Consider the following 25,266-nt stretch of genomic DNA (forward strand, 5'->3'; position numbering starts at 1 on the left):
ATGCGCTTCCGCCACCCCGACGGCTCCGTCGTCCACCTCGCCTACTGCACCAACGTCCACCCCGCCGAAACCCTCGACGGAGTCCTCGCCCAGCTCCGCGACCACTGCGAACCCGTGCGCCGGCGCCTCGGCAGGGACCGCCTCGGCATCGGCCTGTGGCTCGCCGGGGACGCCGCGCACGCCCTGGTCACGGACCCCTCCGCACTGCGCGGCCTGCGCACCGAACTCGACCGACGCGGCCTGGAGGTCGTCACCCTCAACGGCTTCCCCTACGAGGGCTTCGGCGCCGAAGAGGTCAAGTACCGCGTCTACCAGCCGGACTGGGCCGATCCACAGCGCCTGGACCACACCACCGCCCTGGCCCGTGTGCTGGCCCAGCTGCTCCCCGACGACGTCACCGAAGGCACCATCTCGACACTCCCGCTGGCCTGGCGCACCGCGTACGACGACGAACGGGCGGCGACGGCCCACGCGGCGCTGACCACCCTCGCCGAACGCCTCGACGCCCTCGACGAACTCACCGGCCGCTCCATCCGTATCGGCCTGGAGCCGGAACCCGGCTGCGTCGTCGAGACCACGCACGACGCCATCGCGCCGCTCACCGCCATCGGACACCACCGCATCGGCGTCTGCGTCGACACCTGCCACCTCGCCACCTCCTTCGAGGACCCGGACACCGCCCTGGACGCCCTCGCGCAAGCGGGCGTCCCCGTCGTCAAGTCGCAGCTCTCAGCCGCCCTGCATGCCGAACACCCCCATCTCCCCGAAGTCCGCACGGCACTCGCCGCCTTCGACGAACCCCGCTTCCTGCACCAGACCCGCACCCGGACGGCCGCCGGCCTGCGCGGCACCGACGACCTGGGCGAGGCCCTCGGCGGCGACACCCTGCCCGACGCCTCACCCTGGCGCGCCCACTTCCACGTCCCGCTGCACGCGGCCCCCGCCGCGCCCCTCACCTCCACCCTTCCCGTGCTCCGGGCCGCGCTGACCCGACTCGTCGGGGGCCCGCACCCGCTCACCCGCCATCTGGAGGTCGAGACCTACACCTGGCAGGCCCTCCCACCCGAACTGCGCCCCCGCGGCCGGGCCCAGCTCGCCGACGGCATCGCCGCCGAACTCACCCTCGCCCGCGACCTGCTGACCGACCTCGGCCTGAAGGAGCTGCCGTGAGCACGGCACCGGAGCACACCGTGGACCCGGCACCGGAGCACACCGGCCGCCCCACCCCCCTCCTCGTCCTGGACGTCGTGGGCCTCACCCCCCGTCTCCTCGACCACATGCCCCACCTCAAGGCGCTCGGCCAGTCCGGCTCGCGCGCCCACCTCGGCACCGTCCTGCCCGCCGTCACCTGCGCCGCCCAGTCCACCTTCCTCACCGGCACCCACCCCGCCGAACACGGAATCGTCGGCAACGGCTGGTACTTCCGCGACCTCGGCGACGTACTCCTGTGGCGTCAGCACAACGGCCTGGTGTCCGGCGACAAGCTCTGGGACGCCGCCCGCCGCGCGCACCCCGGCTACACGGTCGCCAACATCTGCTGGTGGTACGCCATGGGCGCCGACACCGACTTCACCGTCACCCCCCGTCCCGTCTACTACGCCGACGGCCGCAAGGAACCCGACTGCTACACCAGGCCCCCGGCCCTGCACGACGAACTCACCGAGAAACTCGGCGTGTTCCCGCTGTTCCACTTCTGGGGCCCCGGCGCCGACCTCACCTCCAGCAGCTGGATCATCGACGCGACCCGCCACATCATCGACACCCGGCACCCCGACCTGGCCCTCTGCTACCTCCCTCACCTCGACTACGACCTCCAGCGCTTCGGCCCCGACGACCCGCGCTCCCTCAAGGCGGCCGCGGACCTCGACGCGGCCATGGCCCCCCTCCTCGACGACGCGAAGGCCGAAGGCCGCACCGTCGTCGCCCTGTCCGAGTACGGCATCACCCGGGTGAGCCGCCCCGTCGACATCAACCGCGCCCTGCGCCGCGCCGGACTCCTCGAAGTGCACACGCAGGACGGCATGGAGTACCTCGACCCGATGGCCTCCCGCGCCTTCGCGGTCGCCGACCACCAGATCGCCCACGTCTACGTGCGCCGCCCGGAGGACCTGGAGGCCACGAAGGCGGCGCTCGCCGGCCTCCCCGGCATCGAGGAACTCCTCGACGACGAGGGCAAGAAGGCCCACCACCTCGACCATCCGCGCTCGGGCGAACTCGTCGCCGTCGCGGAGCCGGACGCCTGGTTCACGTACTACTACTGGCTCGACGACGCGCGCGCTCCCGACTTCGCGCAGCTGGTCGAGATCCACCGCAAACCCGGCTACGACCCGGTCGAACTCTTCATGGACCCCCTCGACCCCTACGTGAAGGTCAAGGCGGCGGGCGCGCTGGCCCGCAAGAAGCTCGGCATGCGTTACCGCATGGCGGTCGTGCCCCTGGATCCGGCACCTATCCGAGGCAGCCACGGCCGCCTGCCCCTGAGCGACGACGACGGTCCGCTCATCATCTGCTCCACCCCCCGCACAGTCACCGGCCGCGTCGCGGCCACCGAAGTGAAATCCCTGCTCCTCAGCCTGGCCGGCCTCGCGTGACGAGACGTGACTGGCGTGACGGGCAACTACGGAAAGTGAAGCACGCGCCACTGACAACGCGTGCTGCGAACCCACCCGCACCCGTCCGACCTGCAACAACAGGAGAAGAGGCACCCGTGACCGACCTTCAGGACACCCCCAGAACGGACAGCGTCGACGGTACCGACGAGGCCCTGCGCCGCACTCTCGGTGTCAGCCGTCGCCGCTTCCTGAGCACCTGCACCGCCGCCGCGACCGCAGCGGTCGCCGCCCCCGTCTTCGGCGCCTCCCCGGCCGTGGCCCACGGCCGGCCCGGCGGCGGCCACCACGGCGGCGAGGTCCTCGTCCCCGCGAACAAGCGCGGCATCATCCTCTACACCGTCCGGGACGCCACCGGCCGCGACCCGCTCGCCTCCGACCTGCCCTCCGGTTTCCGCGAGGTCTTCAAGCAGCTCTCGCGGTACGGCTACCGGCAGGTGGAGTTCGCCGGATACGGCCAGCACGCCAACGCGCCGGGCGGCGCCAACCTGGAGTCCGTGGCGGGTGCCAGGCTGCTGCGCCACTGGCTCGACGACTACGGACTGCGGGCACAGGGCAACCACGGCTACATACCGCCGTCCTGGCCGCTGACCACACCCGACCTGGACACCTTCAAGCGGCACCTGGAGATCGCCAACATCCTGGGCCTCGCGCACATGGGCACCGGCGGTGACCCCACCGGCAGTTCCTACCGGGCCGACTGGGACGTGGCGGCCGACAAGTGGAACGCGCTGGGCGCCATCGCCCGCCGCGAGGGCGTCAAGCTCTACACCCACAACCACGACGCGGCGTACGGATTCCTGCTCGACGGGGGCCCGCTCGACGACCAGGGCCGCCCGACCCGCAGCTCCGGCATCCGCAAGCTGGAGTACTTCCTGAAGGTCACCGACCCGAAGCTCGTCTGGCTGGAGATGGACATCTTCTGGGCGCACGTGGCCCAGTACAAGTTCCACACGTACACCGCGCACGACGGGTCGACCCGGGAGAAGATCTTCGACCCGGCCGGTCTCGTCGCCCGCAACAACAAGCGTTTCCCGCTCTTCCACGCCAAGGACGGCACCGTCAACACCACCAACGGCATGGGCTACGACATGGTGCCGTTCGGTACCGGCGTCATCGACTACACCACGTTCTTCTCGCGCGTCGGCGAGAGGAACTACCACAACCCGATGGTCGAGCAGGACAACGCCCCGAGCTCCAGCGATCCCGCGCAGTCACTGACGTACGCGAAGATCGGCTACGACAACCTGGCGGCCCTGCGCAAGAAGCGCAGGTAGTCGGCGCGAAGCCCGCACCCGCACCCGCACAGACGGGCGGCCCTCCCCGCGACTGGAACCGTGGGGAGGGCCGCCCGTTGTCCGGACTTCCTTACTGACTCGCTTCCTTGCTCAGCCCACCGGTTGCGGCTGTGGGACTGAGGTGTTCGCCTTGGTGTCCTGTCCGGGCTGCCGCAGCAGCAGGGCTATCGCCGCCGCGGCCATGGAGATCCCGCCGGCCAGTGCGTAGGCGCCGTCGTAACCCCAGGCTGCGACCACCATCGAGCCGAGACCGCCACCGAACAGGCCGCTGATCAGCTTGCCGCTGTACACCAGCCCGTAGTTGGTCGCGTTGTAGTTCTCGCCGAAATAGTCCGGAGTGAGGGCCGCGAACATCGGATAGAAGGCCCCACCGCCGAATCCGGAGAGGAAGGCGAAGAACAGGAACAGTGCCTCGCTGTGGATGTCGCCGGCCCAGATCACGCCGAACTGCGCGAGACCCAGGACGACGATGACGAACACCAGGGTCTGTTTGCGGCCCAGAATGTCCGAGAGCCAGCCCACCACACCGCGGCCGATACCGTTGATGACCGCCATGACGCCCATGGACGACGCCGCCACGAGGGGGCCGAAGCCCACCTCCTTGGCGAAGTCGACCTGGAACGAGATACCGAAGATGGACACGCCCGCGGTCATGACGAGCGCGATCCACATCAGGGGGAGCATTCCGGTCCTGATGGCCTCCTTGGGTGTGTACTGCTTCACCGCGGGAGGATTCTTGGCGAGGCTTGCCGCGCCCTTCGCGGTACCGCCGTAGGTCAGCGGATCGATGTCCGCGGGCCACCAGTTCTTCGGCGGGTCCTTGAAGAAGAACGCGGTGGAGAACACCACGATCACGATGTAGCAGCCGATGAGGTCGAGTACGCGGTGGTAGTTGGCCGTGTCGAACGCGTAGTTGAAGATGAAGATGAACGGCAGGGAGCCGTACGCGAATCCGCCGTTCACGAATCCGGTCTTCGCGCCACGTCGTTCGGGGAACCACTTGCCGACCATGTTGATGCAGGTCGCGTACACCAGACCGGATCCGACGCCTCCGACGACACCGAACCCGATGATCGCCAGGACGACGTTGCTGAGGTGCGAGAGGGCGAGGAAGCCCAGCAGACACATGACCGAGCCGATGAACATGGCTCTGCGGGCGGTCAGAATTCCCTTCTCCCGCATCCAGCCCGCGGGGAAGGCTATGCCTGCCTGGAAGAACACCCAGACACTGAGAATCCAGAAGGTGTTGCTCTGTGTCCAGCCGTGCGCGTGGGACAAAGTGTCCTCGGCCGACCCAAACGCGTACTCGAACACGCTGATCGCCATCATGGCTATCCATGGCAGATACACCATGAACTTTCGTGAATGGCCCAGGATGTCCCGGTCCGTTTCGCCGACCCGGTAAATACGGCCCCGGGAGTCGGTGACTTCACGGTATGCGCGGTTCGAGGCGTCGGGGTCGTCCGACGAGTCTTGCGCGGCGACAGGTTCCGCCGTCATTACGCCATCTCCTCGCCAAGCGGTTGCGGGTTGGGAACAATGCGCCGGGAGTCCTGTGGCTGAGGCCTGCCCGGGGATTTCAGGAACATCGCCAGCACCGCGGACATCAGCCCGATGCAGCCGGCGATGACGAAGGCGCCCTCGTAGTCCCATGCCGCGACCACGACCGCGCCCATACCGGAGCCCACCAGGCCCGAGATCAGCTTCGAGCTGTAGACCATTCCGTAGTTGGAGGCGTTGTTGTTCTCACCGAAGTAGTCGGCCGTCATGGCCGCGAACAGCGGGAAGATCGCGCCGCCGCCGAATCCGGAGACCATGGAGCAGAAGAGGAAGAACGGCATGCTGCCCATCTGGCCGGAGATCAGCACACCGAACTGGGCGGTGCCCAGCACCAGACACACGATGATCAGTGTCTTGCGCCGGCCGACCTGGTCGGATATCCAGCCGATGACGCCGCGCCCGGTGCCGTTGACGATGGCCTTCAGTGACATCGCCGTGGCCACGATCCCGCCCGCGAAGCCCATGTCCTTGCCGAACGGCACCTGGAAGGCGATGCCGAAGATGTTGATTCCGGCCGTGCAGAGCAGGCAGAACCACATCATCCACAGGACGGGTGTCCGGGCGGCTTCTTTGGGCGTGTACTGCTTCACCGCCGGCGGGTTCTTCTCCAGCGCCCGCCGGACCCTCGGGTCGTCGGACACCTTCAGCGGGTCCGCGTGCGCCGGCCACCAGCCCTTGGGCGGGTCCTTGAAGAACCAGCCCGCGAAGGCGACGACGGCGCAGCAGATCAGGCCGACCGCCACCAGGACGGTCTTGTAGTTGCTCAGGTCCATGTAGGACGTGAACAGGAAGACGAAGGGCACCGAGCCGTAGGCGAAACCGCCGTTGACCAGGCCGGTCTTACCGCCCTTGCGCTCCGGATACCACTTGCCCACCATGTTCACGCAGGTCGCGTAGACGAGACCGGCTCCGATACCGCTGAACATGCCGAACCCGATGTACGCGACGATCACGTGCGGCGCGTACGCGAGCGAGAGGTAGCCGAGGATCGTGCCGAGCGCGCCGAGGAACATGGCGTACCGCGCGGGCAGTTTTCCGCTCTCGCGGAGTTGTCCGGCCGGGAAGGCGATGGCGGCCTGGAAGAAGATCCAGACGCCCATCAGCCAGAAGATGTGGCCGCTGTCCCAGAGATGGGCCTCATGCAGCGTGTCCTCTGCCGAGGTGAACGCGTACTCCGACGAGCTGATGCCCATCATGCCCATCCATGGGAAGAGCACCATGGTCCATCGTGGTCGCCCCATGATGTCCCGGTCGGTCTCTCCGACGCGGTACAGGCGGCCGTTGGCGTCCGTCACCTCCCTGAAGGGGACGGGCTTCGTGATGTCGGTGGTTGTCATTGCTCAAGCACCCCTTGCGTCGAAAGATCTGGACAGCGCCCCCTGCCAAATGCCTTTCGTGCGCTCACGGGTCCCGGGGACGGCCAACGCGCACCGTCGGCGGTCCCCGCGTGGACTCAGGTCATGAACCCGCCCCCCATCGGCCCGGCCGCCCGCACCTGCCGGCGATCGACGCGGAGTGCGGCCAAGGGCTTCTCGGCCGTGTACGGGGAGGGCGCGTCCTCCCGTTCGTGGTCCGGGACGGTCACCTCGTGGACGACCGCGATCCCGTACGCGTGGGTGGTCATGTCAGATCACCCCGCTCGATCTGAGGAGCCGCAGCTCCTCGTCCCCGAGACCGAGCTCGCCGACGTAGACCTCTTCGTTGTGTTCGCCGAGCAGCGGCGGACTGGTCACGTCGACGGGGGAGTCGGAGAGCTTCAACGGGCTGCCCACGGTGACGAACTCGCCCCGTTCGGGGTGCGGCACCCGTACGACCATCTCGTTGGCGACCAGCGAGGTGTCCTCGATGATCTCCTTGGTGGAGAGGATCGGGCCGCAGGGGATGTGGTGGGCGTTGAGCCTCTCCAGCACCTCCATCTTGGGCAGGGTGCTGGTCCACTCCTCGATGAGCTGGAACATCTTCGCCAGCTTGGGCAGCCGTGCTTCGGGGGTGGCCCATTCGGGGTCCTCGGCCAGTTCGGGCCGGCCCAGGAGGGTGGTGATCGGCTTCCAGCCGACGGGCTGGACGATCACGTACACGTAGTCGTTGGGGCCGCCGGGCGCGCACCGGACCGCCCAGCCGGGCTGGCCGCCGCCGGAGGCGTTCCCCGACCGGGGAACCTCGTCGCCGAAGTCCTCGTTGGGATATTCGGCGAGTGGACCATGGGCCAGGCGCTGCTGATCGCGCAGCTTCACCCGGCAGAGGTTGAGCACGGCATGCTGCATGGCCACGTTGACCCGCTGGCCGCGGCCGGTGTTCTCCCGCTGGAACAGCGCCGCGAGGATGCCCGCCACGGCGTGGATACCGGTGCCCGAGTCGCCGATCTGCGCGCCGGTCGCGAGGGGCGGCCCGTCCTCGAAGCCGGTGGTCGCCATGGCCCCGCCCATCGCCTGGGCGACGACCTCGTACGCCTTGTAGTTGGTGTACGGGCCTTCGCCGAACCCCTTGATGGAGGCGTAGACGATACGAGGATTGATCTCGCGTATGCGGTCCCAGCTGAAGCCCATGCGGTCGACGGCGCCGGGGCCGAAGTTCTCGACCAGGACGTCGCAGCGGCCGATGAGTTCGGTGAGGAGCTGCTTGCCGCGCTCGGACTTGGTGTTGAGGGTGATGCTGCGTTTGTTGCTGTTGAGCATCGTGAAGTAGAGGGAGTCGACGTCCGGGAGGTCGCGAAGCTGTCTGCGGGTGATGTCACCGGTCGGCGCCTCCAGCTTGAGGACGTCCGCGCCCAGCCAGGCGAGCAGTTGGGTCGCCGAGGGGCCGGACTGCACATGTGTCATGTCGAGGACTCGGATGCCTTCGAGAGCCTTCGTCGTCACAGGTCACCTCACTTGTCCGTTGCTTCCAGCGCCCTGGCGTCGCAGGTCGTGACCCCCGCTCGGCACATTGCATACAGTCGACGGATACTGTATGAAGATTGTTATCCCGCATCCGATGGGTGATGTCCAGGGGGCGTGCAGCACTTTTAAGACAGGAGCCTGATGATGGACCTGTATGAGCACCAGGCGCGGGCACTCTTCGAGGAACACGGAATCCTGGTGCCGAGGGCCGAGATCACGGACTCGCCCAAGGAAGCGCGCGAGATCGCCCGCCGACTCGGCGGCCGCGTGGTCGTGAAGGCCCAGGTGAAGACCGGTGGGCGCGGCAAGGCGGGCGGTGTGAAGCTCGCCGCCGACCCGGCCGCCGCCGAACTGACAGCACGTCAGATTCTCGGCATGGACATCAAGGGGCACACGGTCCGCACCGTGATGGTGGCCCAACCAGTCGACATAGAGAGCGAGTTCTACTGCTCCTACGTTCTCGACCGCGCCGCGGGCCGCTTCCTCGCGATCGCCTCCGCCGAGGGAGGCATGGACATAGAGGAGGTCGCGGCGAACAGGCCGGAGGCCGTCGCGCGCGTTCCCGTCGACCCCGCCGTGGGCGTCACCTCGGCGAAGGCGGTCGAGATCGCGCGGGCCGCGGGCCTGCCGCCGCAGACGGCCGACGTGCTCGTACGGCTCTGGCAGGTGCTGACCCGCGAGGACGCCCTCCTCGTCGAGGTGAACCCCCTCGTCCGTACGGCCCGGGGCCAGATCCTCGCCCTGGACGGCAAGGTCACCCTCGACGACAACGCCCGCTTCCGGCAGGCACGTTGGGGAGACGACGACGGCGCGCACGACGATCCGCTGGAAGCCGCGGCAGCCGCCAAGGGCCTCAACTACGTCAAGCTGGACGGCGAGGTCGGAGTCATCGGCAACGGCGCGGGACTGGTCATGTCCACCCTCGACGTGGTCGCCGGCTGCGGCGCGCGCCCGGCCAACTTCCTCGACATCGGCGGCGGAGCCTCCGCCCAGATCATGGCCGACGGCCTGTCCGTGATCCTCTCCGACCCGGACGTGAAGTCCGTCTTCGTCAACGTCTTCGGCGGCATCACCGCCTGCGACGCGGTCGCCGACGGGATCGTGCGGGCGCTGGACAACGTCAGGCTGACCAAGCCGCTGGTGGTCCGCCTCGACGGCAACAACGCCGTCCGCGGCCGCGCCATCCTCGACAACCGCGCGCATCCCCTGGTCCAGCAGGCCACCACCATGGACGGCGCCGCGCGCCGCGCCGCCCAACTCGCCGACGCCGTCTGAAGGAAGTGGACATGGCCATCTTTCTCACCAAGGAGTCCAAGGTCCTCGTCCAGGGCATGACCGGCGGCGAGGGCATGCGGCACACGCGGCGGATGCTCGCGGCCGGCACCGAGGTCGTCGGCGGCGTCAACCCGCGCAAGGCGGGCCGCAGCGTCGACTTCGACGACCGTACCGTCCCCGTGTTCGGGTCGGTCCGCGAAGGCGTCGAGGCGACCGGGGCGGACGTGAGCGTCGTCTTCGTCCCGCCCGCCTTCGCCAAGGCGGCCGTCATGGAGGCCGCCGACGCCGGGATCGGACTCACCGTCGTCATCACCGAGGGCATCCCGGTCCACGACTCGGTGGTGTTCCACGCGTACGCCGCCGCCAGGGGCACCCGCGTCATCGGCCCCAACTGCCCCGGACTGATCAGCCCAGGCGAGTCGAACGCGGGCATCATCCCCGCCGACATCACCAAGCCCGGCCGCATCGGCCTGGTCTCCAAGTCCGGCACCCTCACCTACCAGCTCATGTACGAGTTGAGGGACATCGGCTTCTCGACCTGTGTCGGCATCGGCGGCGACCCCGTCGTCGGCACCACCCACATCGACTGCCTGGCGGCCTTCCAGGAAGACCCCGACACCGAACTGATCGTCCTCATCGGGGAGATCGGCGGCGACGCCGAGGAACGGGCGGCGGCGTACATCCGCGACCACGTCACCAAGCCCGTCGTCGGCTACATCGCCGGATTCACCGCCCCCGAAGGCAGGACCATGGGGCACGCGGGCGCCATCGTCTCCGGCTCGTCGGGCACCGCCCAGGCGAAGAGGAAGGCCCTGGAAGCGGTCGGAGTACGGGTGGGCGGCACCCCGACCGAGACGGCCCGGCTGGTCCTGGACCGCCTGGAGAACGGAACGTGACGTCACTCATAGTTGACGTGAGGTGACTGCCGGGGATAACCCGGCCTCACTACGTTCCTCCCTACGGACGCGGCGGCCATCCCGCCGCTGCCTACGGACACGGCGGCCACCCTGCCGCTGCTCATGGACACGGCGGCCACCACGCCGCTCCCTACGGACACGGCGGCCACAACCCGCCGCTGCCTTCACGGACCCACGGGCCACCCCGCCCCCTCCGTACCTACGCGACACCTGCTCGCGCGGGCCCGAGCCTTCCGCCGTCCGGCGGAGGCGGGCCCCCCGCCCCCGACTGTGCACCGAGAGCGGAGACACCGAATGACCACCACTTTCGACACCACCCTCGACAACACCAACCTCGTCCTGAAGGCCGGGACCTCCTGGGCCGACGCCTGGCGGCGCTGCCTCCAGGTGGCGCCCGAGGCGTTCCAGGACGACCGGGTCCTCAACCTCTGGGGCTCCGCCTGGCACGCGGACGGCCGGGCGCTGCCCGCCACCAGCCCCGTCGACGGCAGCCCCATCGCGGGTCCGCCGCGGCTGGACGCCGCCACCGCCCAGCAGGCCGTACGCGCCTCGCTCGACCAGCACCGAGCCTGGCGCCACGTCCCCCTGGCCGAGCGCCGAGCCCGCGTCGCGGCGACCCTCGACGCGCTGACCGAGCACCGCGAACTGCTCGCGCTCCTGCTGGTCTGGGAGATCGGCAAGCCCTGGCGGCTCGCCCAGGCCGACGTGGACCGTGCCATCGACGGCGTGCGCTGGTATGTCGACGGCATCGAGCCCATGGTGGAGGGCCGGACCGCGCTCGACGGGCCCGTGTCCAACATCGCGAGCTGGAACTACCCGATGAGCGTGCTCGTTCACGCGATGCTGGTACAGGCACTGGCCGGCAACGCGGTCATCGCCAAGACCCCGACCGACGGCGGCGTCGCCTGCCTCACCCTGGCCAGTGCGCTCGCCGCGCGCGAAGGGATACCCGTCACCCTCGTCAGCGGCAGCGGAGGGGAGCTGTCCGAGGCCCTCGTCCGCTCGCCCGAGATCGGCTGCGTCTCCTTCGTCGGCGGCCGTGACACGGGCGCCGCGGTGGCCACCGCCGTCGCCGACCTCGGCAAGCGGCACGTACTGGAACAGGAGGGGCTGAACACCTGGGGCATCTGGAACCACACGGACTGGGACGCGCTGACCGCCGTCATCCCCAAGCTCTTCGACTACGGCAAGCAGCGCTGCACCGCCTACCCGCGCTTCGTCGTCCAGCGCGCCCTGTTCGACGAGTTCCTCGCGGCCTACCTCCCGGCGGTCCGCACCCTGCGCATCGGCCACCCGCTCGCCGTCGAACACCCCGACGACCCCTACCCCTCCCTCGACTTCGGCCCCGTGATCAACGCGGCCAAGGCCAAGGAACTCCACGACCAGGTCGCCGAGGCCATCGACCGGGGCGCCGTCCCGCTGCACCGCGGCAACCTCTCCGACGCGCGTTTCCTGCCCGGCCAGGACACCTCGGCGTACGTCCACCCGGTCACGATCCTCAACCCGCCCCCGTCCTCCCCGCTGCACCACGCGGAGCCCTTCGGCCCGGTCGACACGATCGTCCTGGTCGACACCGAGGCCGAGCTGCTCGCCGCGATGAACGCGTCCAACGGCGCGCTGGTCGCCACGCTGTCCACCGACGACAGGTCGACGTACGAGCGTCTCGCACCGCAGATCCGCGCGTTCAAGGTCGGCCACGGCAAGCCCCGCTCCCGCGGCGACCGCGACGAGCTGTTCGGCGGTTTCGGCGCGTCCTGGCGCGGCGCGTTCGTGGGCGGCGAACTGCTGGTGCGCGCGGTGACCCAGGGGCCGGAGGGGGAGCGGCTGCCGGGCAACTTCCCCGACTACCACCTCATGCCGTGAGGTGAGGGCGGGCGGCCGGCGTCCACGAACCGGACGCCGGCCGCCCGCCCGGGGTAGCCACCGGGTCACCCATGGCGATCCCGGAGGGCACCCCCGACGGCACCCCCGCATCCGCCCTGGCAGCCCGGATATGCAGGTGAAAGGCACTCCGAAACCTTGGTATTGTTGTCCATGTCGCCGCGGGGAACACCCCCGTCCAGGCGGCAGACACCTGGTCCGGGTGGCGGAATGGCAGACGCGCTAGCTTGAGGTGCTAGTGCCCTTTATCGGGCGTGGGGGTTCAAGTCCCCCCTCGGACACAAAAGCAGCACACAGTCACTCTTCGTGAACACGGATGGTGCCGACCGGGTCCCGGTCGGCACCATCCGTGTTTGTGGCCGTCAGTCGGTAAAGCGGTTCGCCCAGTACGCCGTGCGGTCCAGGTAGGCCGTCTGTGCTGCTTCGCCGGTCAGGCCGTAGGCGCCGTCGTACGTTCGGTAGCCGTGGCCCGTGGGCGGGGTGGGGTCGGCCGGTTCGATGGAGCTCCCTTCGTGCCACTCGTTGAAGGACGTGACGGACACCCAGGCGGGTGAGCCGCCGATCGCGGGGTCGAGGGCGTTGGACCACTGTCTGTCGTACGCGGCTCCGTCGGCCCGTTCCAGGGTGGGTGTCGTGTTGCCCGGCACCGCCCGGTCGTCGACGTAGCCGGGAGCGACGGACGGGGCCCAGATCAGGTCGTTGGCGCGGGCGTAGTCGCCTGCCTGCTTCCAGCCGGGAGCGGTCGCGCCCGCGATGCCGTCGTAGGTGTACAGGCCCGAGAAGTGGGCGATCTTGCTGGTGTCGGTGGTCTGGGCGAGCACGATGCTGCTGCCCGTGACCTGGTCGAGCGGGGCCCAGTCGGTGATGTTCAGGCTCTCGAAGACGTAGAACGCGCCCTTGTCGCCGTGCTCGGCGGAGCGGTAGAAGGCGGGATGGCCGCCGTAGGTGGAGTTGATGTACTGGATGTCGGCGACGGTCGAGGCCGCGGTGCGGCCGGCGTACGGCTCCAGGTGCCAGGCGACCTTGACGCCCTCCTTCTGCGCCGCGTCGAGGACACCCCGGGCGAGCCCGTCCTCGTAACCGCCCCGGCCCCACCAGCTGTAGACGATGACACCGGCGCCGGACCGGGCGACCCACTTCATGTGCTGGGCCACCGCGCCCGCGTAGTCGCCGGAGTCGTAGGGACCGAGCGCCGGGTAGAGGTCGGCGCCGACGTCCTCGGGCGGTGTGTGGCCGCCCTGCTGCCAGTGCCGCCAGCCGCCGTTGACGGCCGGGCTGCCGTACCACGGGTAGTAGAAGAGGTGCACGTTCGGGGACAGGCCGTCGGCGGCGGTCTCGGTGCCGAGGGTGAAGGTGTCGATGTCGAACAGGGCGCCGCTCCCGCCGGTGAATCTCAGGAACAGCGGGCCCGAGGCGGTGGCGGTCAGTGCCGTGGAGACCGTCGTGAAGGTCTCCCAGCCACCGGTGACCGGCACTCTCACGGAGCCGAGCAGGGTGCCGGTGGCCGAGCCGGAGCGGATCTCGACGGTGCCGCCCGCGCCCGCCGAGGAGACCTTCGCCGTGAAGGTCCTGGCCCCGGCGGTCGAGACTCCGGCGTATCCGGCCCAGTCGCCGTTGTCGATGTGGCCCAGGGTCTGGCCACCACTGGCAGGCGCGTGACCGGCCGCCTGTACACCGGAGTTGGACGTGAACGACTCGGCCTCGACCGGCGCGCCGGTGCTGGGCGCCGCGGAGCAGTCCGCCGAGGTCTGACCGGCCGTGTAGCGCACGGCGCCGAGCAGCAGGGAACGGAAGGCCGGGTCGCTGTAGGACTCGGTCGTGTGGCCGAGCCCGGTGTAGAAGGAACGGCCCGCGCCCTGGCTGTGGCACCAGGTGATGGGATGGTCGGAGCCCATTCCGCCGCCGCTGTACGTCGTCTCGTCCAGGGATTGCAGGACGCGGACGCCGGCGCGCGGATTCGCGCGGTAGTCGTACCACTCGTCGGTGCGTGTCCAGGTGGGGCCCAGGTGGGCGGTCGCCGGGTGGGCGCGGTTCTCGTTCCTGACCGTGGCCTGCTGGATCGCGGGGTGCCTCTGGAAGTAGGCGCCCACGAGTTGGCCGTAGTAGGGCCAGTCGTACTCGGTGTCGGCTGCCGCGTGTACGCCGAGGTAGCCGCCGCCGGAGTCGACGTAGGTCTGGAAGGCGGTCTGCTGCGCCGGGCCGAGGACGTCGCCGGTGGTGTTGAGGAAGACCACGGCCTCGTAGCCGGACAGGTTGGTGGTGGTGAAGGCGGCGGCGTCCTCGGTGGCGGTCACGGTGAAGTCGTTCTGGCCGCCCAGGGTTCGCAGGGCGCCGATGCCGGCCGGGATCGCGTCGTGCCGGAATCCGGCGGTCTTGGAGAACACCAGGATGTCGAAGGCGGCTGCCTGCCGGTCGGCGGTCGCCTGGGCGTGCCCGAGGGGGGTCAGGAACGCGCAGGTCAGTGCCATGGCGAGGATCGCCGGGCCGCGGCGCAGTCGCCGCGTCAGGGTGGTCATGGTCAGCGCCCCTTTCGCGCCGAGGCGCCGAGCGTGAAGGTGTCGATGTCGAAGAGGTTCCCGGCGCCGCCGGTGAAGGTGAGGAACAGCGGCCCGGATCCGGTGCCGTTGAGCGTGGTGGTGACGGTGGCAAAGGTTTCCCAGCCGCCGGTCACCGGCACCGTCACCGAGCCGAGTACCGGGCCGGTCTGTGAGCCGGAGCGGATCTGGACGGTGCCGCCCGCGCCCGCCGAGGAGACCTTGGCGGAGAAGGCGGTGGCGCCCGCGGTGGGCACGGAGGCGTACCCGGCCCAGTCGCCGTTCTCGATGTAGCCGAGCGTCTGTCCGCCGCTGGCCGGCGCGTGTGCGGCGGCCTGCACACCGGCCGAGGAGGTGTAGGACTCCCCTTCCCATGTGGTGTTGGTGGGGCTGCCGCCGCTGAAGGTGAAGGCGTCGAGGTCGAAGAGGTTTCCCTGGCCGGTGGGGCCGCGGAAGACGAGGAAGAGTTCGGTGCTGGTGGACGGGACCGAGGACAGTGCGGCCGAGACGTCCGTGAACGTCTCCCAGCCGCCGGTCACCGGCACGGTCACGGTGCCGAGCAGCGTCCCGGTCGTGGACCCCGCGCGGACCTCGATGGTTCCGCCGCTGCCCCCGGAGGAGACCCGGGCGGAGAGGCGGTTGGCGCCTGCGAGCGCGTACGGCTTGAAGGAGATCCAGTCGCCGCTGTCGGTGAAGCCGACGGTGTTGCCGCCCTCGGCCGGGCCGTGCGCGGCGATCTGGATGCCCGACTGGGCGGAGAAGTGCTCCGCCTGGCGGTGCCGGGGTTGCAGGGTGCGCACGGAGTGCGTGGTCAGACCGGCGGAGTCGGTGTACTCCGCGTCGAAGACGCCGTACAGGTTGGCGGCGCTGTCGTGTTCGCCGTCGGCGGGAATGCTGAGGGTGCCGGTGCAGCCGGTCGTCGAGGTGATGGCGTGGGTGTGGCTGTCGTGGCCGAGGAGATAGGTGAGCTTCGCCTTGGAGCAGTCGACCGTTCCGTCCTCGGGGTCGCTGACCTGGATACGGAAGGGCACGGTGTCCCCGAAGGAGAACAGCTGTCCGTCGAGGGGCTGTTGCAGGGTGACGGTCGGCGCGGTGTTGCCGGCGGTCACGACCAGGCTCGCCGTGCCGGTGAGGCCCTGCGGGTCCTTGACGGTGAGGGTGGGCCGATAGGTGCCCGCGGCGGTGTACGTGTGACTGGGGTCGGCCTGGGTGGACGTCGAGCCGTCGCCGAAGTTCCAGGAGTAGGTGAGCTGTTGGCCCTCGGGGTCCGAACTGCCCTGGGAGGAGAACCGCACCGCGAGCGGCAGGGCGCCGGAGGTCCTGTCGGCGGACACCTGGGCGACCGGGTTGCGGTTGCTGCCCGCGATGTACTCGATGCGGTACAGGGCCTGGTTGCCGCTCCCGGTCCCGTAGTCCAGCACGTACAGCGCGCCGTCGGGGCCGAAGTCGGTGTCGATGACCTGGGTCCCGTTCCAGGGGACGTCGTCGATCGTGCCGTACGAACCGTCGCTCCTGACCTCGATGGCCTTGATCCACTGGCGGCCGAACTCGGCGGCGAAGTACCGGCCGTCGAGGGACTGCGGGAACTTGACCGAGGAGTTCAGGTTCGGGTCGTAGCGGTAGACCTCGCCGCCCATCGGGGACTCGGAGCCGCCGCCGAACTCGGGAGGCGAGCCGTCCAGCCCGTACTTGATCCAACTCGGCTTCACCGGGGGCAGCTTGGCCTGGCCGGTGTTGCGGAAGGAGTTGTTGGCCGGTCCGCCCGCGCAGTCGTACTTGGCGCCGGAGGGGCCGCTCGGGAAGGTGTACTCGTTGTACGTCTCCGCCGTGGTGTTGGTGCCGGTGCAGTACGGCCAGCCGAAGTTGCCGGGTCCGGTGACGCGGTCGAACTCGACCTGGCCGCCGGGACCGCGGTTCGGGTCGGTGCCGCCCGCGTCGGGGCCGTAGTCGCCGAGGTAGACGACGCCGGTGGCGCGGTCGACGGACATCCGGAACGGGTTGCGGAAGCCCATCGCGTAGATCTCGGGGCGGGTGTTCGCGGTGCCGGGTGCGAACAGGTTGCCGGCGGGGACGGTGTAGCCGCCCGCCGCGGTCGGCTTGACGCGGAGCAGCTTGCCGCGCAGGTCGTTGGTGTTGCCCGAGCTGCGCTGGGCGTCGAACTGCGGGTTGCGGTCGGTGCGTTCGTCGATCGGCGCGTAGCCGGCGGAGTCGAACGGGTTGGTGTCGTCGCCCGTGGTCAGGTAGAGGTTCCCGGCCGCGTCGAAGTCGATGTCGCCGCCGACGTGGCAGCACTGGCCGCGGTCGTTGGGGACTTCCAGGACGACCTTCTCGCTCGCCGTGTCGAGGGTGCCGTCGGTCTTCAGCGTGAAGCGCGACAGGTTCAGGTGGCCCTGCCAAGGCGCGAAGTCGGCCGCCGTTCCGGTGGCCGGGGCGTCGCCCGCGGGAGTACTTAGCCTGGGCGAGTAGTACACGTACACATAGCGGTTGGAGGCGAATCCGGGGTCGGCTGCGATGCCTTGCAGGCCTTCCTCGTCGTGCGTGTAGACGTCGAGTTTGCCGGCCTGCTTGGTGTTGCCCGCGGCGTCGGTGTAGCGGATCGTGCCGTCGCGCGCGGTGTGCAGGACGGACCGGTCGGGCAGGACGGTCAGTGACATCGCCTCACCCAACTCGGCTGATCCCGAGGCGAGTTGTACCTGCTGGTAGTCGTTCGGCGGAGGTCCGCCGGTGCCGCCGTGGTCGCGGGTGCCGCGACGGCGGCTCCGGCCAGGACGAGTGCGAGCGCAGTGAGCGATCTGAGCCCTGCGCGAGGGCGCCAAGACATGGGGGGTTCCTTCCTGACGTGCGGGTTGTCAGGCAAAGGCGCGCGTAGGCCGCGCTTGTCGCGTGCATCAGCCGTAGCGGGATCGGGATGCGAGATGAAGGCAAGCGAGATGAAGGCAAGCGAGAAGAAATTGCGTGCTGCACTTTGGTATTTGCAGCAATCTGCAGATGTTTTGCATGCTCGCGAAACGCGCCTAGTTTGTCAAGCGCCTGTCAAAATTCCGTCCGATGTCATCCAAGGTCCGTCAGCCTCCGATGTCCGACTCCCGCCCCGTGCGGACCAGTTCGGCCGCGTCGGCCGGGCGGACGAACCCCGCGGTGATCATGCGACGGACTCCCTCACCCGTCGGTAGGCGGACGGGGGCCGCCTCCCGGGCCGACCTGCGCCCTCCCAACTGACCCCCGCCCTCCCAGCCGGGCCCCCGCCCTCCCAGCCGGTCGTACGGCCATACCCGCAGGCTCCGACCCCCGCAAGCACACCCCCGCAGCCGCTGGCTGCTTTTCACCGGTGTGGAGCTATGGGCGGCTGGGCAGTCATGTCCCTTGCTGGGAGAGAAGTGTCCTGTGGGGGGAACCGTGACTGTCTGTGTGATCGGTGCTGGTTTGTCAGGTCTGGCGGCCGCGCACGCTCTTGCGGCCCGAGACGTCGATTTCGTCTGCCTTGAGCGGGCGCCGGACGTCGGAGGCATCTGGCGTCAGCCGCAGGCGGGGGAGAGAGGGCCGGGGTATCTGCCGCTGCATCTCAACACGGCCAAGCAGTTGACCGGTTACACCGGTTTCCCGATGCCCGACTCCTTTCCCCTCTATCCGCGGCACAGCGACGTCGCCGCGTATCTGCGTTCGTACGCGGAGTGGGCGGACGTACTGGGCCGCGTCGAACTGCGTACCGAGGTGGAGTCCGTACGCCCGGACCCCGACGGCGGGTGGACGGTCGTCAGCCGGGACGCGGAAGGGGTCACGACGACCCGACGGTTCGAGCACGTGGTCGTCGCCTCGGGGCACAACACGGAACCGGTCCTCCCGAACCCGCTGCCCGCCGGTGCGCAGTCATTTGCCGGAACGATTCTGCACGCTATCGACTACCGCGACGGCAGTGACTTCCGTGGGCAACGCGTGGTCGTCGTGGGGCTCGGCGCGTCGGCGGTGGACATCGCGGCGGACCTCTCCCGGCACGCCGCCCGGACGGTCCTGTCGGTCCGGCGGGGACTTCACATCGTCCCCAAGCAGCTCTTCGGCCTGTCGCTCGACGAGATCGCCAACGCCCCATGGTGGACCCGGATGTCGCTGTCCGAACAGCGCGCCTTCGTCGAACGGTCGCTGCACGTCGCACGGGGGAGGCTGGCGGACTACGGGCTCCCCGAGCCCGACCACCGCATCTTCGCCTCGGCCGTGACCATCTCGGACGAGATCCTCAGCCGGATACGCCATGGCGCGGTGATCCCCCGACCGGCGATCGACTCCCTGGACCGGCGGAGGGTCGTCTTCACCGACGAGAGCGTCGAGGAGGCTGACGCGATCGTCTACTGCACCGGGTACCGGATGGCCTTCCCTTTCCTCCCGTCCGGCTGGCCCGCGGGCCCGGACGGGTCGGTCGAGCTCTACAAGAGAGTGGTCTCGCCCGATCACCCGGGCCTGCACTTCATCGGCCTGGTCCGTCCCGTCGGAGCCATCACCCGACTCGTCGAAGCCCAGGCACGCTGGGTCGCGCGGATCGTCGACGGCGACGCCGGCCTGCCGTCGCCCGAGGTCATGCGCAAGGAGATCGGCGGCTACCTGCGCGGTGTCGTCGACCGTTACGGGACCGGAGAGGGTTCCTCCATCCAGGTCGACGTGGTGCCGTACCTCCAGGAGCTGCGCGACGACGAGGAGAACCCGTACGCCGCGTAGCCGGACAGCCCGGTGGTCGAGTGGACGAAGCTCCTGCCGGACGGGCCCTGTTCGACAGGGCCCGTCCGGCAGGAGCTTCGCTGGTCGTGCGGTGCCTCAGCGCACCCGTTGTCTCAGTGCACCGTCTCGACCTGCTGGGGCAGCCGGGCGACCGGCGGCCGGACGGAGTAGGCCTCGGAGGAGATGTACGCGGTCACCCGAGGCGGCCGGCCGTGCTGGTGGGTGAGGGCGAGGTATGCGATCAGCCCCACGCCGTCCCGCGGCAGGCGCGAGGTGACGGCGGCCAGTGATCCGAGCAGCGGGGCGGGGTTCATCCCGTGGCGGCTCAGCACGGTCACCGCTCGGGCGAGGGCCTCCCCGTCGTGCCGGACATAGTCCCTGACCGGGATGTGGAGGGTGAAGCCGCTCGGCAGCCCTGTCGCCGACTCGGTGAAGGCGTGGCAGGACAGGCCGGGCCGGCCGCCGAGCCGTGCGTCCTGTCCCTCACCCGACCTGAGGCTGCCCGCCGCCGTGCCGAAGAACTCCAGGATCTCCGCGGCGCCGGGACCCGGGCTCATACGGGGCAACCGGCAGGCCTCGGCAGCCGACAGGTCGTCGTGCCTGAGGTACACCTTCACCCGTGGGGTGTCCCAGTCGCCCAGGTCCAGGGCGAGGAACGGGTAGCCGTCCGCCCGCGGCAGGCTCTCGAACGCCTCCCGGTGGCCGAGCCGACGCAACGCCTCCCGCACCGTGTCGGCGGAACGTTCCTGCCCTGACGCCGCGGGGTTCAGGTACACCTTCATCCTGGGTACGCCGCCGGGGCGCAGCTCCAGCGCGCACCACAGGTCGAAGGAACCCGCCGCCGAAGTGCCCTCGGTGAAGGGGGCCTCAGTGAAGGGGCCTTCGGTGAAGGAGTCTGCGGTGAAGGGGCCTTCGGTGAAGGAGTCCTCGGTAAAGGGGCCCCCGGTGGCGGGGCCTTGCGTCGAGGTCGGGAAGAACAGGTCCTCCAACCGGTCGAGTTGGCCGGTGGAGAAGTCCCAGCGCCGCGCCAGTTCGCGGACGACGCGCAGCCCCGCACGGCCGTCCTGCGGCAGACCGCCGACACCGCACCCCGGTTCGAGGAGCAGCCGCAGCGTCGGGGCCGCTCCCGGGAGGAAGGACAGGGAGAACTCCACCGGCGTGTGATCGTCGGAGAGGAAACTGTCGGAGGGCGGCGGCAGGTCCAGTGGACGCTCGGCCAGGGGGCCCAGCGTGTCGATGAGTACACGCGCGTAGATCTCCGCGTCGGAGGCCGAGAGCCCCACGACGTCGCACAGGCGCACCAACTGCCCCGCCGTGAAGGCGCCGAGAGCCGGTGCGATCGAGCCGCTCCGCTCGCCGGGCGGCCGGGAGGCGCTCACCGTTCGCTCCGGAGTGCGCCGGGGCGCACAAGAAGATACCCGCCTGCGGGGGCGGGTATCTTGCCTTGCTTTCTATGCCGTTGGGTCGTACTCGCGGAGCTGGTGGGTATGTGGTACACGACACCCCCTATGTCTTCTGACAACACAACTGCCGCGTTGGTCACTACCCGTGCAGTTGAACCGTCATGCAGTTAGGGGGAGTTGTCGGGTGTTGTGTGCATCACCTCGTCAGCCAGGACAGGAACTGGCTCCACTTGCCGCCGCTCTCGGGCTTGCGCGCCGCACCAGCCTGCTCGTCGCGCACCGGCGCCGCGGGCCGGGCCTGCGGGTTCGCCTGCCGGGCCGGCTGGACGGGGGTGAACCGGGTGGGCAGCGTGGCCAGCGCCCGGTTGAAGGGGCCCGGACGCCAGGTCAGGCTGTCCTCCGGGACGGCGAGCTGGGCATCGGGCAGCCTGTTGAGCAGGTTCTCGATGGCCGTGACGGTGATGTGCATCGCCGGGTCCTTGGACGGGCACGCGTGCGGACCCGCGCTCCACGCCAGGTGGGCACGGCTGCTGCCCGCCTGACGCGAGGCGGTGAGCGCCGGACCGGTGTTGGCGGCGGCGAAGCTCACCATCACCAGGTCACCCGCCGCGAGCTTGCCGCCGGCGAACTCCATGTCGGACGCCGGGTAGTGCGGCGCGTAGTTCGACATGGGCGGGTTCTCCCACAGCGTGTCCTCCAGGGCCTCACCGATCAGACCGCCGGCGATGGCGTACTTGTCCTGGGTGAGCAGCCGGTGCAGCGTGTTGCCGATGAGGTTCCGCAGCGGTTCGGCCCCCGCGCCCAGGAGCAGCGCCAGCTGGTGGACCATCTCCTCGTCGGTCAGCCTGGCCTCGTGCGCCATCAGCCACGAGGTGACGTCGTCTCCGGGCCTGGCCCGCTTGAGCGCCACCAGTTCACCGACGGCCTGGAAGAGCACGCCGGTCGCCTTCTCGGCGTTGACACCGTCGAACATGCCGGAGATGCCGAAGAGGACCCGGTCACCGACCTCCGCCGGGCAGCCGAAGAGTTCGTTGAACACGAACAGCGGCAACTGCTTGGCGTAGTCGCTGACCAGGTCGGCCGAACCACGGGCGCTGAACTGGGAGATGAGGTAGTCCGAGATCTGCCCGGTGCTCCGCGCCAGCCGGCGGGAGTCCACGCGCGCCATGCTGTCGGTGACCGCCTGGCGCAGCCGCAGGTGCTCGGCACCGTCACTGAACATGCAGTTGGGGCGGTACGCCAGCAGCGGGAAGACCGGGCTGTCCGGCCCGACCCTGCCTTCGTTGAAGTCCCGCCAGCGGCGAGCGTCCTTCCTGAACGAGCTGGAGTCCTGCAACAACTGAAGTGCCGCCGAGTAGTCGGTGACCAGCGTCGCCTCCACCCCCGGCGCGAGCTCCACAGGCGCGGTCGGTCCGTAGTGGCGCATGAACTCGTAGTACGCCTGGGGATCGGCCGCGAACTCCGGCCCGTACAGCGGCACTCGGCCGCCGGAGTTGTGGGCCGGGCACCCGGGCGGGGGCACGGGTGCTGCGGATTGAGCGTCCATCTCTGCTCCTAATGTGCACGTTCCTGCAAGTGGCGGACGAGAGTGATCAGTGCTTCAGCCGACGATTTCTCGTCCCGCGCGTCGCAGGTGACGACGGGGGTGTCGTCAAGGAGGTCAAGTGCCTCGCGCAGCGCCCGTTCGTCACGGGCCTGCACACCCGCGAAGTGGTTCACGGCGATGGCGTAGTCGAGGCCGTACTGCTCGATCAGGTCGATGACGGGGAAGGAGTCCGCGAGCCGCTCGGGGTCGACCAGCACCAGTGCGCCCAGCGCGCCCCGGGCCATGTCCTCCCACATCTGCACGAAACGCTGCTGGCCGGGCGTCCCGAACAGATAGAGGACGACGCGGTCGCTGATGGTGAGGCGGCCGAAGTCCATGGCGACCGTGGTGGTGGTCTTGCCCTGGACCCCCTTGAGGTCGTCGACCGTCTCCGCGGCCCGCGTCATCGTCTCCTCGGTGGACAGCGGAACGATCTCCGATATCGACCCGATGAAGGTGGTCTTGCCCACCGCGAAGTGTCCGACGACCAGGATTTTCACCGCGGTCTGCGTAGCTCCGCCACGGACGTAGGCGTCTTCATCCAAACCTTGAACGGAGACCATTCAGCACCTCCTGAAGGATCTGCTGGTCGGCGAGGGCGGCGCGTTCCACGGGCGGCCGGGCGATGAGATAGCCGCCCTCGATGAGGGCGGAGAGGACGATCCGTACGACTCCCAGAGGTAACTGGGTGTGCCCCGCGATCTCGGCGACCGAGAGGTATCCGGCGGCCGAGAGGTCCAGCAGCCGCTGCTCCTCGGGAGAGAGCCGCGTGGGCCGCTGCTGGTGGTCGGCAGCCGCCGTGACCAGGGTGATCAGCGAGAGCTTCGAATCGTCGGGCAGACCGCGGCCTTTGGTGACGACGTAGGGCCGTACCAGCTCCCCTGCCTCGAACTCCTCTTCGTCCGGCCCCGTCATGACGGCGCGCCGAGGTTCGCCCGGGGCGGTGTCGTCAGCGCCTTGCCCAACTGGCCGACGAGCTGCTGCATGCGGAAGGTGATGTCCGCCATGTCGACGTCGGGGGTGGCCGACACCGCGAGATAGGCGCCGGGTCCGGCGGATATCAGGAACACCCAGCCGCCGTCGAACTCGACGAGTGTCTGCCGCCACTGCTGCTGGGGATCCGCGCAGAAGAACGCGAGCGCGCGGCTCAACGACTGCATGCTGCTCATCGCGGCGGCGACCCGGTCGGCGTCGTCCCTGTCGAGATCCTTCGTCCGGGTCATCAACAGGCCGTCGGCGGAGATCAGGACCGCGTGCACGGCCCCGGGTATCTCCAGGGCGCCGTCGAGCATCCATGCCAGATCAAGATCGTCGTTCACGAGACCTCATGCCCTTCGCTGCTTGCACCACGTGTGCCGCTCGTCTGATCCGCTGTGTCCGGATCGGCGACTCGACCGGACGTCGTGCCCCGTTGGAAGGCTCCGAAGACCGCCGCCCTTTCCGCGCTGGAACGGGTCGGGGTGCCGGGAGCCTGTGGTGAAGTTCCCGGCACGACGGCCATCGGCCGCTTGCGGCGTCGCCTCGGCAGGCCGTCGTCGGTCGAGGACGTGGTCAGGGCGGCGGGTTCGGATCCGATCGGACCCGGCACCGAGGCGACGGGTGCGGCAGGTGCCTGCACCTTCGGCGCCGGGATCTCGGCGAGCAGGTCGTGCGGCAGGAGGAGGATCGACCGCACACCTCCGTAGGGCGACGAGGAGTCCACGGACACCTCGAAACCGAAGCGCTCGCTGAGCACGCCCATCACGGCGAAGCCGAACTGCGGCGGGTTGCCGAGCCCCGAGACACCGGAGGCCCGCGCGGTCGAGAGGAGCCTCGCGGCCTTGGCCCGCTCCTCGTCGTTCATACCGACGCCGGCGTCGTCGACGACGATGCAGACCCCCTTGGGGACGGTACGAATGTTGATCTCGACGACGGAGTCCGGGCTGGAGTAACTCGTGGCGTTGTCGAGCAGTTCCGCGAGGGCGAGTGCCACGGGTTCGACGGCCCGGCTGGTGACGCCGAAGTCGACCTGCGAAAGAATCTCCACCCGCCGGAAGTGGCGAATCCTGCCCTGGGCGCTGCGGACCACGTCATAAACCGAGGCGACCTCACGCCGGTTGCCCAGCCAGCCGCCGCACAGTACGGCGATGGACTGCGCGCGACGCCCGAACTGTGAGTTCGTGTGGTCGATCTCCAGGAGATCCTGGAGGATGACGGAGTCGCCGTACTTCTCCTGGAGCTCAGAAATGATCTTCTGCTGCTCGGCGGCGGTTACCTGGAGTGTCCGCATGGCGGACTTGAGGACTGTCTTGATTTCTTCCTGAGCCTGCTCCTGCGCTTGCTCCTGGGAATCCAGAATGGATTGCGAGTAATCTCTCTCTCGCTCGGAGTGCCGAGCCCTGAGCTCTTCCATCTCGCGCCGTGAATTCCGTGCCGCCTTGCGTTGAACAACGATGAGGGCGACCGCGGCAAGGGTGACGAGAAGGAGAGCCCAGAAAAACGGGTCCTCTATGTAATGCGTCATAAGACTCTCTTCAGGCGACTGACGGCCAGCTGCTGAATTTCCGTCAATGCGGTGAGCCGGTGGACGGCCGGCGTCGGAGTTACCGCCCGGACTGTCCCCGTAGTCGGAGATGTCG

The 25,266-nt window shown here is 69.3% G+C and carries 19 protein-coding genes and 1 tRNA gene; 8 read left to right on the forward strand and 12 right to left on the reverse strand.

Annotation, left to right across the window (positions count from 1 at the left end; translation table 11 throughout):
- The 3 genes from eboE (at position 1) to ACIP79_RS32340 (ending at position 3,886) form a co-directional block, all read left to right on the forward strand.
- Complete coding sequence (gene eboE, locus ACIP79_RS32330; protein WP_401228877.1) at positions 1-1,170, forward strand: metabolite traffic protein EboE; 1,170 nt, start codon at positions 1-3, stop codon at positions 1,168-1,170.
- Positions 1,167-2,591 carry an alkaline phosphatase family protein gene (locus ACIP79_RS32335; RefSeq protein WP_387187370.1) on the forward strand — a complete coding sequence of 475 codons (1,425 nt, stop codon included), beginning with the start codon at positions 1,167-1,169 and terminating at the stop codon, positions 2,589-2,591. Before eboE ends, ACIP79_RS32335 begins: the two co-directional genes overlap by 4 nt.
- 116 nt (positions 2,592-2,707) lie before the next feature.
- Positions 2,708-3,886 (forward strand): sugar phosphate isomerase/epimerase family protein, encoded by a 1,179-nt coding sequence (locus ACIP79_RS32340; RefSeq protein ID WP_401228879.1) that lies wholly within the window; start codon positions 2,708-2,710, stop codon positions 3,884-3,886.
- A 111-nt stretch (positions 3,887-3,997) separates the two neighbouring features.
- Here ACIP79_RS32340 and ACIP79_RS32345 read toward each other — a convergent pair whose 3' ends face one another.
- The 4 genes from ACIP79_RS32345 to frc all read right to left on the reverse strand — a co-directional run bounded on the left by ACIP79_RS32345 (position 3,998) and on the right by frc (position 8,325).
- Entirely contained in the window at positions 3,998-5,407 is a 1,410-nt protein-coding gene (locus ACIP79_RS32345; RefSeq protein WP_401228881.1) for an OFA family MFS transporter, read from the reverse strand.
- On the reverse strand, positions 5,407-6,804 hold the full coding sequence (locus ACIP79_RS32350) for an OFA family MFS transporter (protein ID WP_401228882.1): 1,398 nt from the start codon (positions 6,802-6,804) through the stop codon (positions 5,407-5,409). The genes ACIP79_RS32345 and ACIP79_RS32350 overlap by 1 nt, the downstream gene beginning before the upstream one ends.
- 116 nt (positions 6,805-6,920) lie before the next feature.
- Entirely contained in the window at positions 6,921-7,091 is a 171-nt protein-coding gene (locus ACIP79_RS32355; RefSeq protein WP_401228884.1) for a hypothetical protein, read from the reverse strand.
- Position 7,092: 1 nt separating this feature from the next.
- Positions 7,093-8,325: a formyl-CoA transferase gene (gene frc, locus ACIP79_RS32360; protein WP_401228886.1), complete on the reverse strand. Its 1,233-nt coding sequence runs from the start codon at positions 8,323-8,325 to the stop codon at positions 7,093-7,095.
- Between the two features lie 165 nt (positions 8,326-8,490).
- On the opposite strand from frc, the gene sucC reads away from it, so the two are divergent.
- The 4 genes from sucC to ACIP79_RS32380 all read left to right on the forward strand — a co-directional run bounded on the left by sucC (position 8,491) and on the right by ACIP79_RS32380 (position 12,700).
- Positions 8,491-9,621, forward strand: coding sequence for an ADP-forming succinate--CoA ligase subunit beta (sucC, locus tag ACIP79_RS32365; RefSeq protein WP_401229217.1), 1,131 nt, complete (start codon positions 8,491-8,493; stop codon positions 9,619-9,621).
- Positions 9,622-9,632: 11 nt separating this feature from the next.
- Entirely contained in the window at positions 9,633-10,517 is an 885-nt protein-coding gene (gene sucD / locus ACIP79_RS32370; protein ID WP_401228888.1) for a succinate--CoA ligase subunit alpha, read from the forward strand.
- Positions 10,518-10,832: 315 nt separating this feature from the next.
- On the forward strand, positions 10,833-12,401 hold the full coding sequence (locus ACIP79_RS32375) for an aldehyde dehydrogenase family protein (protein ID WP_401228890.1): 1,569 nt from the start codon (positions 10,833-10,835) through the stop codon (positions 12,399-12,401).
- 214 nt (positions 12,402-12,615) lie between these two features.
- Positions 12,616-12,700 (forward strand) — tRNA-Leu (locus tag ACIP79_RS32380).
- A gap of 81 nt (positions 12,701-12,781) precedes the next feature.
- Here the strand turns inward: ACIP79_RS32380 and ACIP79_RS32385 are convergent.
- Positions 12,782-14,935 carry a ThuA domain-containing protein gene (locus ACIP79_RS32385; protein ID WP_401228892.1) on the reverse strand — a complete coding sequence of 718 codons (2,154 nt, stop codon included), beginning with the start codon at positions 14,933-14,935 and terminating at the stop codon, positions 12,782-12,784.
- 2 nt (positions 14,936-14,937) lie between these two features.
- On the reverse strand, positions 14,938-17,607 hold the full coding sequence (locus tag ACIP79_RS32390; protein ID WP_401228893.1) for a carbohydrate-binding protein: 2,670 nt from the start codon (positions 17,605-17,607) through the stop codon (positions 14,938-14,940).
- A gap of 742 nt (positions 17,608-18,349) precedes the next feature.
- Here ACIP79_RS32390 and ACIP79_RS32395 point away from each other — a divergent pair.
- Positions 18,350-19,660, forward strand: coding sequence for a flavin-containing monooxygenase (locus tag ACIP79_RS32395; protein WP_401228895.1), 1,311 nt, complete (start codon positions 18,350-18,352; stop codon positions 19,658-19,660).
- A gap of 113 nt (positions 19,661-19,773) precedes the next feature.
- Here the strand turns inward: ACIP79_RS32395 and ACIP79_RS32400 are convergent, their stop codons facing one another.
- The 6 genes from ACIP79_RS32400 to ACIP79_RS32425 form a co-directional block, all read right to left on the reverse strand.
- Entirely contained in the window at positions 19,774-21,039 is a 1,266-nt protein-coding gene (locus ACIP79_RS32400) for a tryptophan dimethylallyltransferase family protein (RefSeq protein WP_401228896.1), read from the reverse strand.
- 220 nt (positions 21,040-21,259) lie between these two features.
- Positions 21,260-22,609, reverse strand: a complete 1,350-nt coding sequence (locus ACIP79_RS32405; RefSeq protein ID WP_401228897.1) for a cytochrome P450 — start codon at positions 22,607-22,609, stop codon at positions 21,260-21,262.
- Between the two features lie 8 nt (positions 22,610-22,617).
- Positions 22,618-23,211 (reverse strand): ATP/GTP-binding protein, encoded by a 594-nt coding sequence (locus tag ACIP79_RS32410; RefSeq protein ID WP_383686983.1) that lies wholly within the window; start codon positions 23,209-23,211, stop codon positions 22,618-22,620.
- Positions 23,186-23,563 (reverse strand): DUF742 domain-containing protein, encoded by a 378-nt coding sequence (locus ACIP79_RS32415; protein WP_401228899.1) that lies wholly within the window; start codon positions 23,561-23,563, stop codon positions 23,186-23,188. The genes ACIP79_RS32410 and ACIP79_RS32415 overlap by 26 nt, the downstream gene beginning before the upstream one ends.
- Positions 23,560-23,967, reverse strand: coding sequence for a roadblock/LC7 domain-containing protein (locus tag ACIP79_RS32420; RefSeq protein WP_399208877.1), 408 nt, complete (start codon positions 23,965-23,967; stop codon positions 23,560-23,562). Before ACIP79_RS32420 ends, ACIP79_RS32415 begins: the two co-directional genes overlap by 4 nt.
- Positions 23,964-25,151, reverse strand: a complete 1,188-nt coding sequence (locus tag ACIP79_RS32425; protein ID WP_383686992.1) for an ATP-binding protein — start codon at positions 25,149-25,151, stop codon at positions 23,964-23,966. The genes ACIP79_RS32420 and ACIP79_RS32425 overlap by 4 nt, the downstream gene beginning before the upstream one ends.
- Positions 25,152-25,266 lie beyond the last annotated feature (115 nt).

The sequence above is a fragment of the Streptomyces sp. NPDC088747 genome (assembly GCF_044751025.1).
GTDB lineage: Bacteria > Actinomycetota > Actinomycetes > Streptomycetales > Streptomycetaceae > Streptomyces.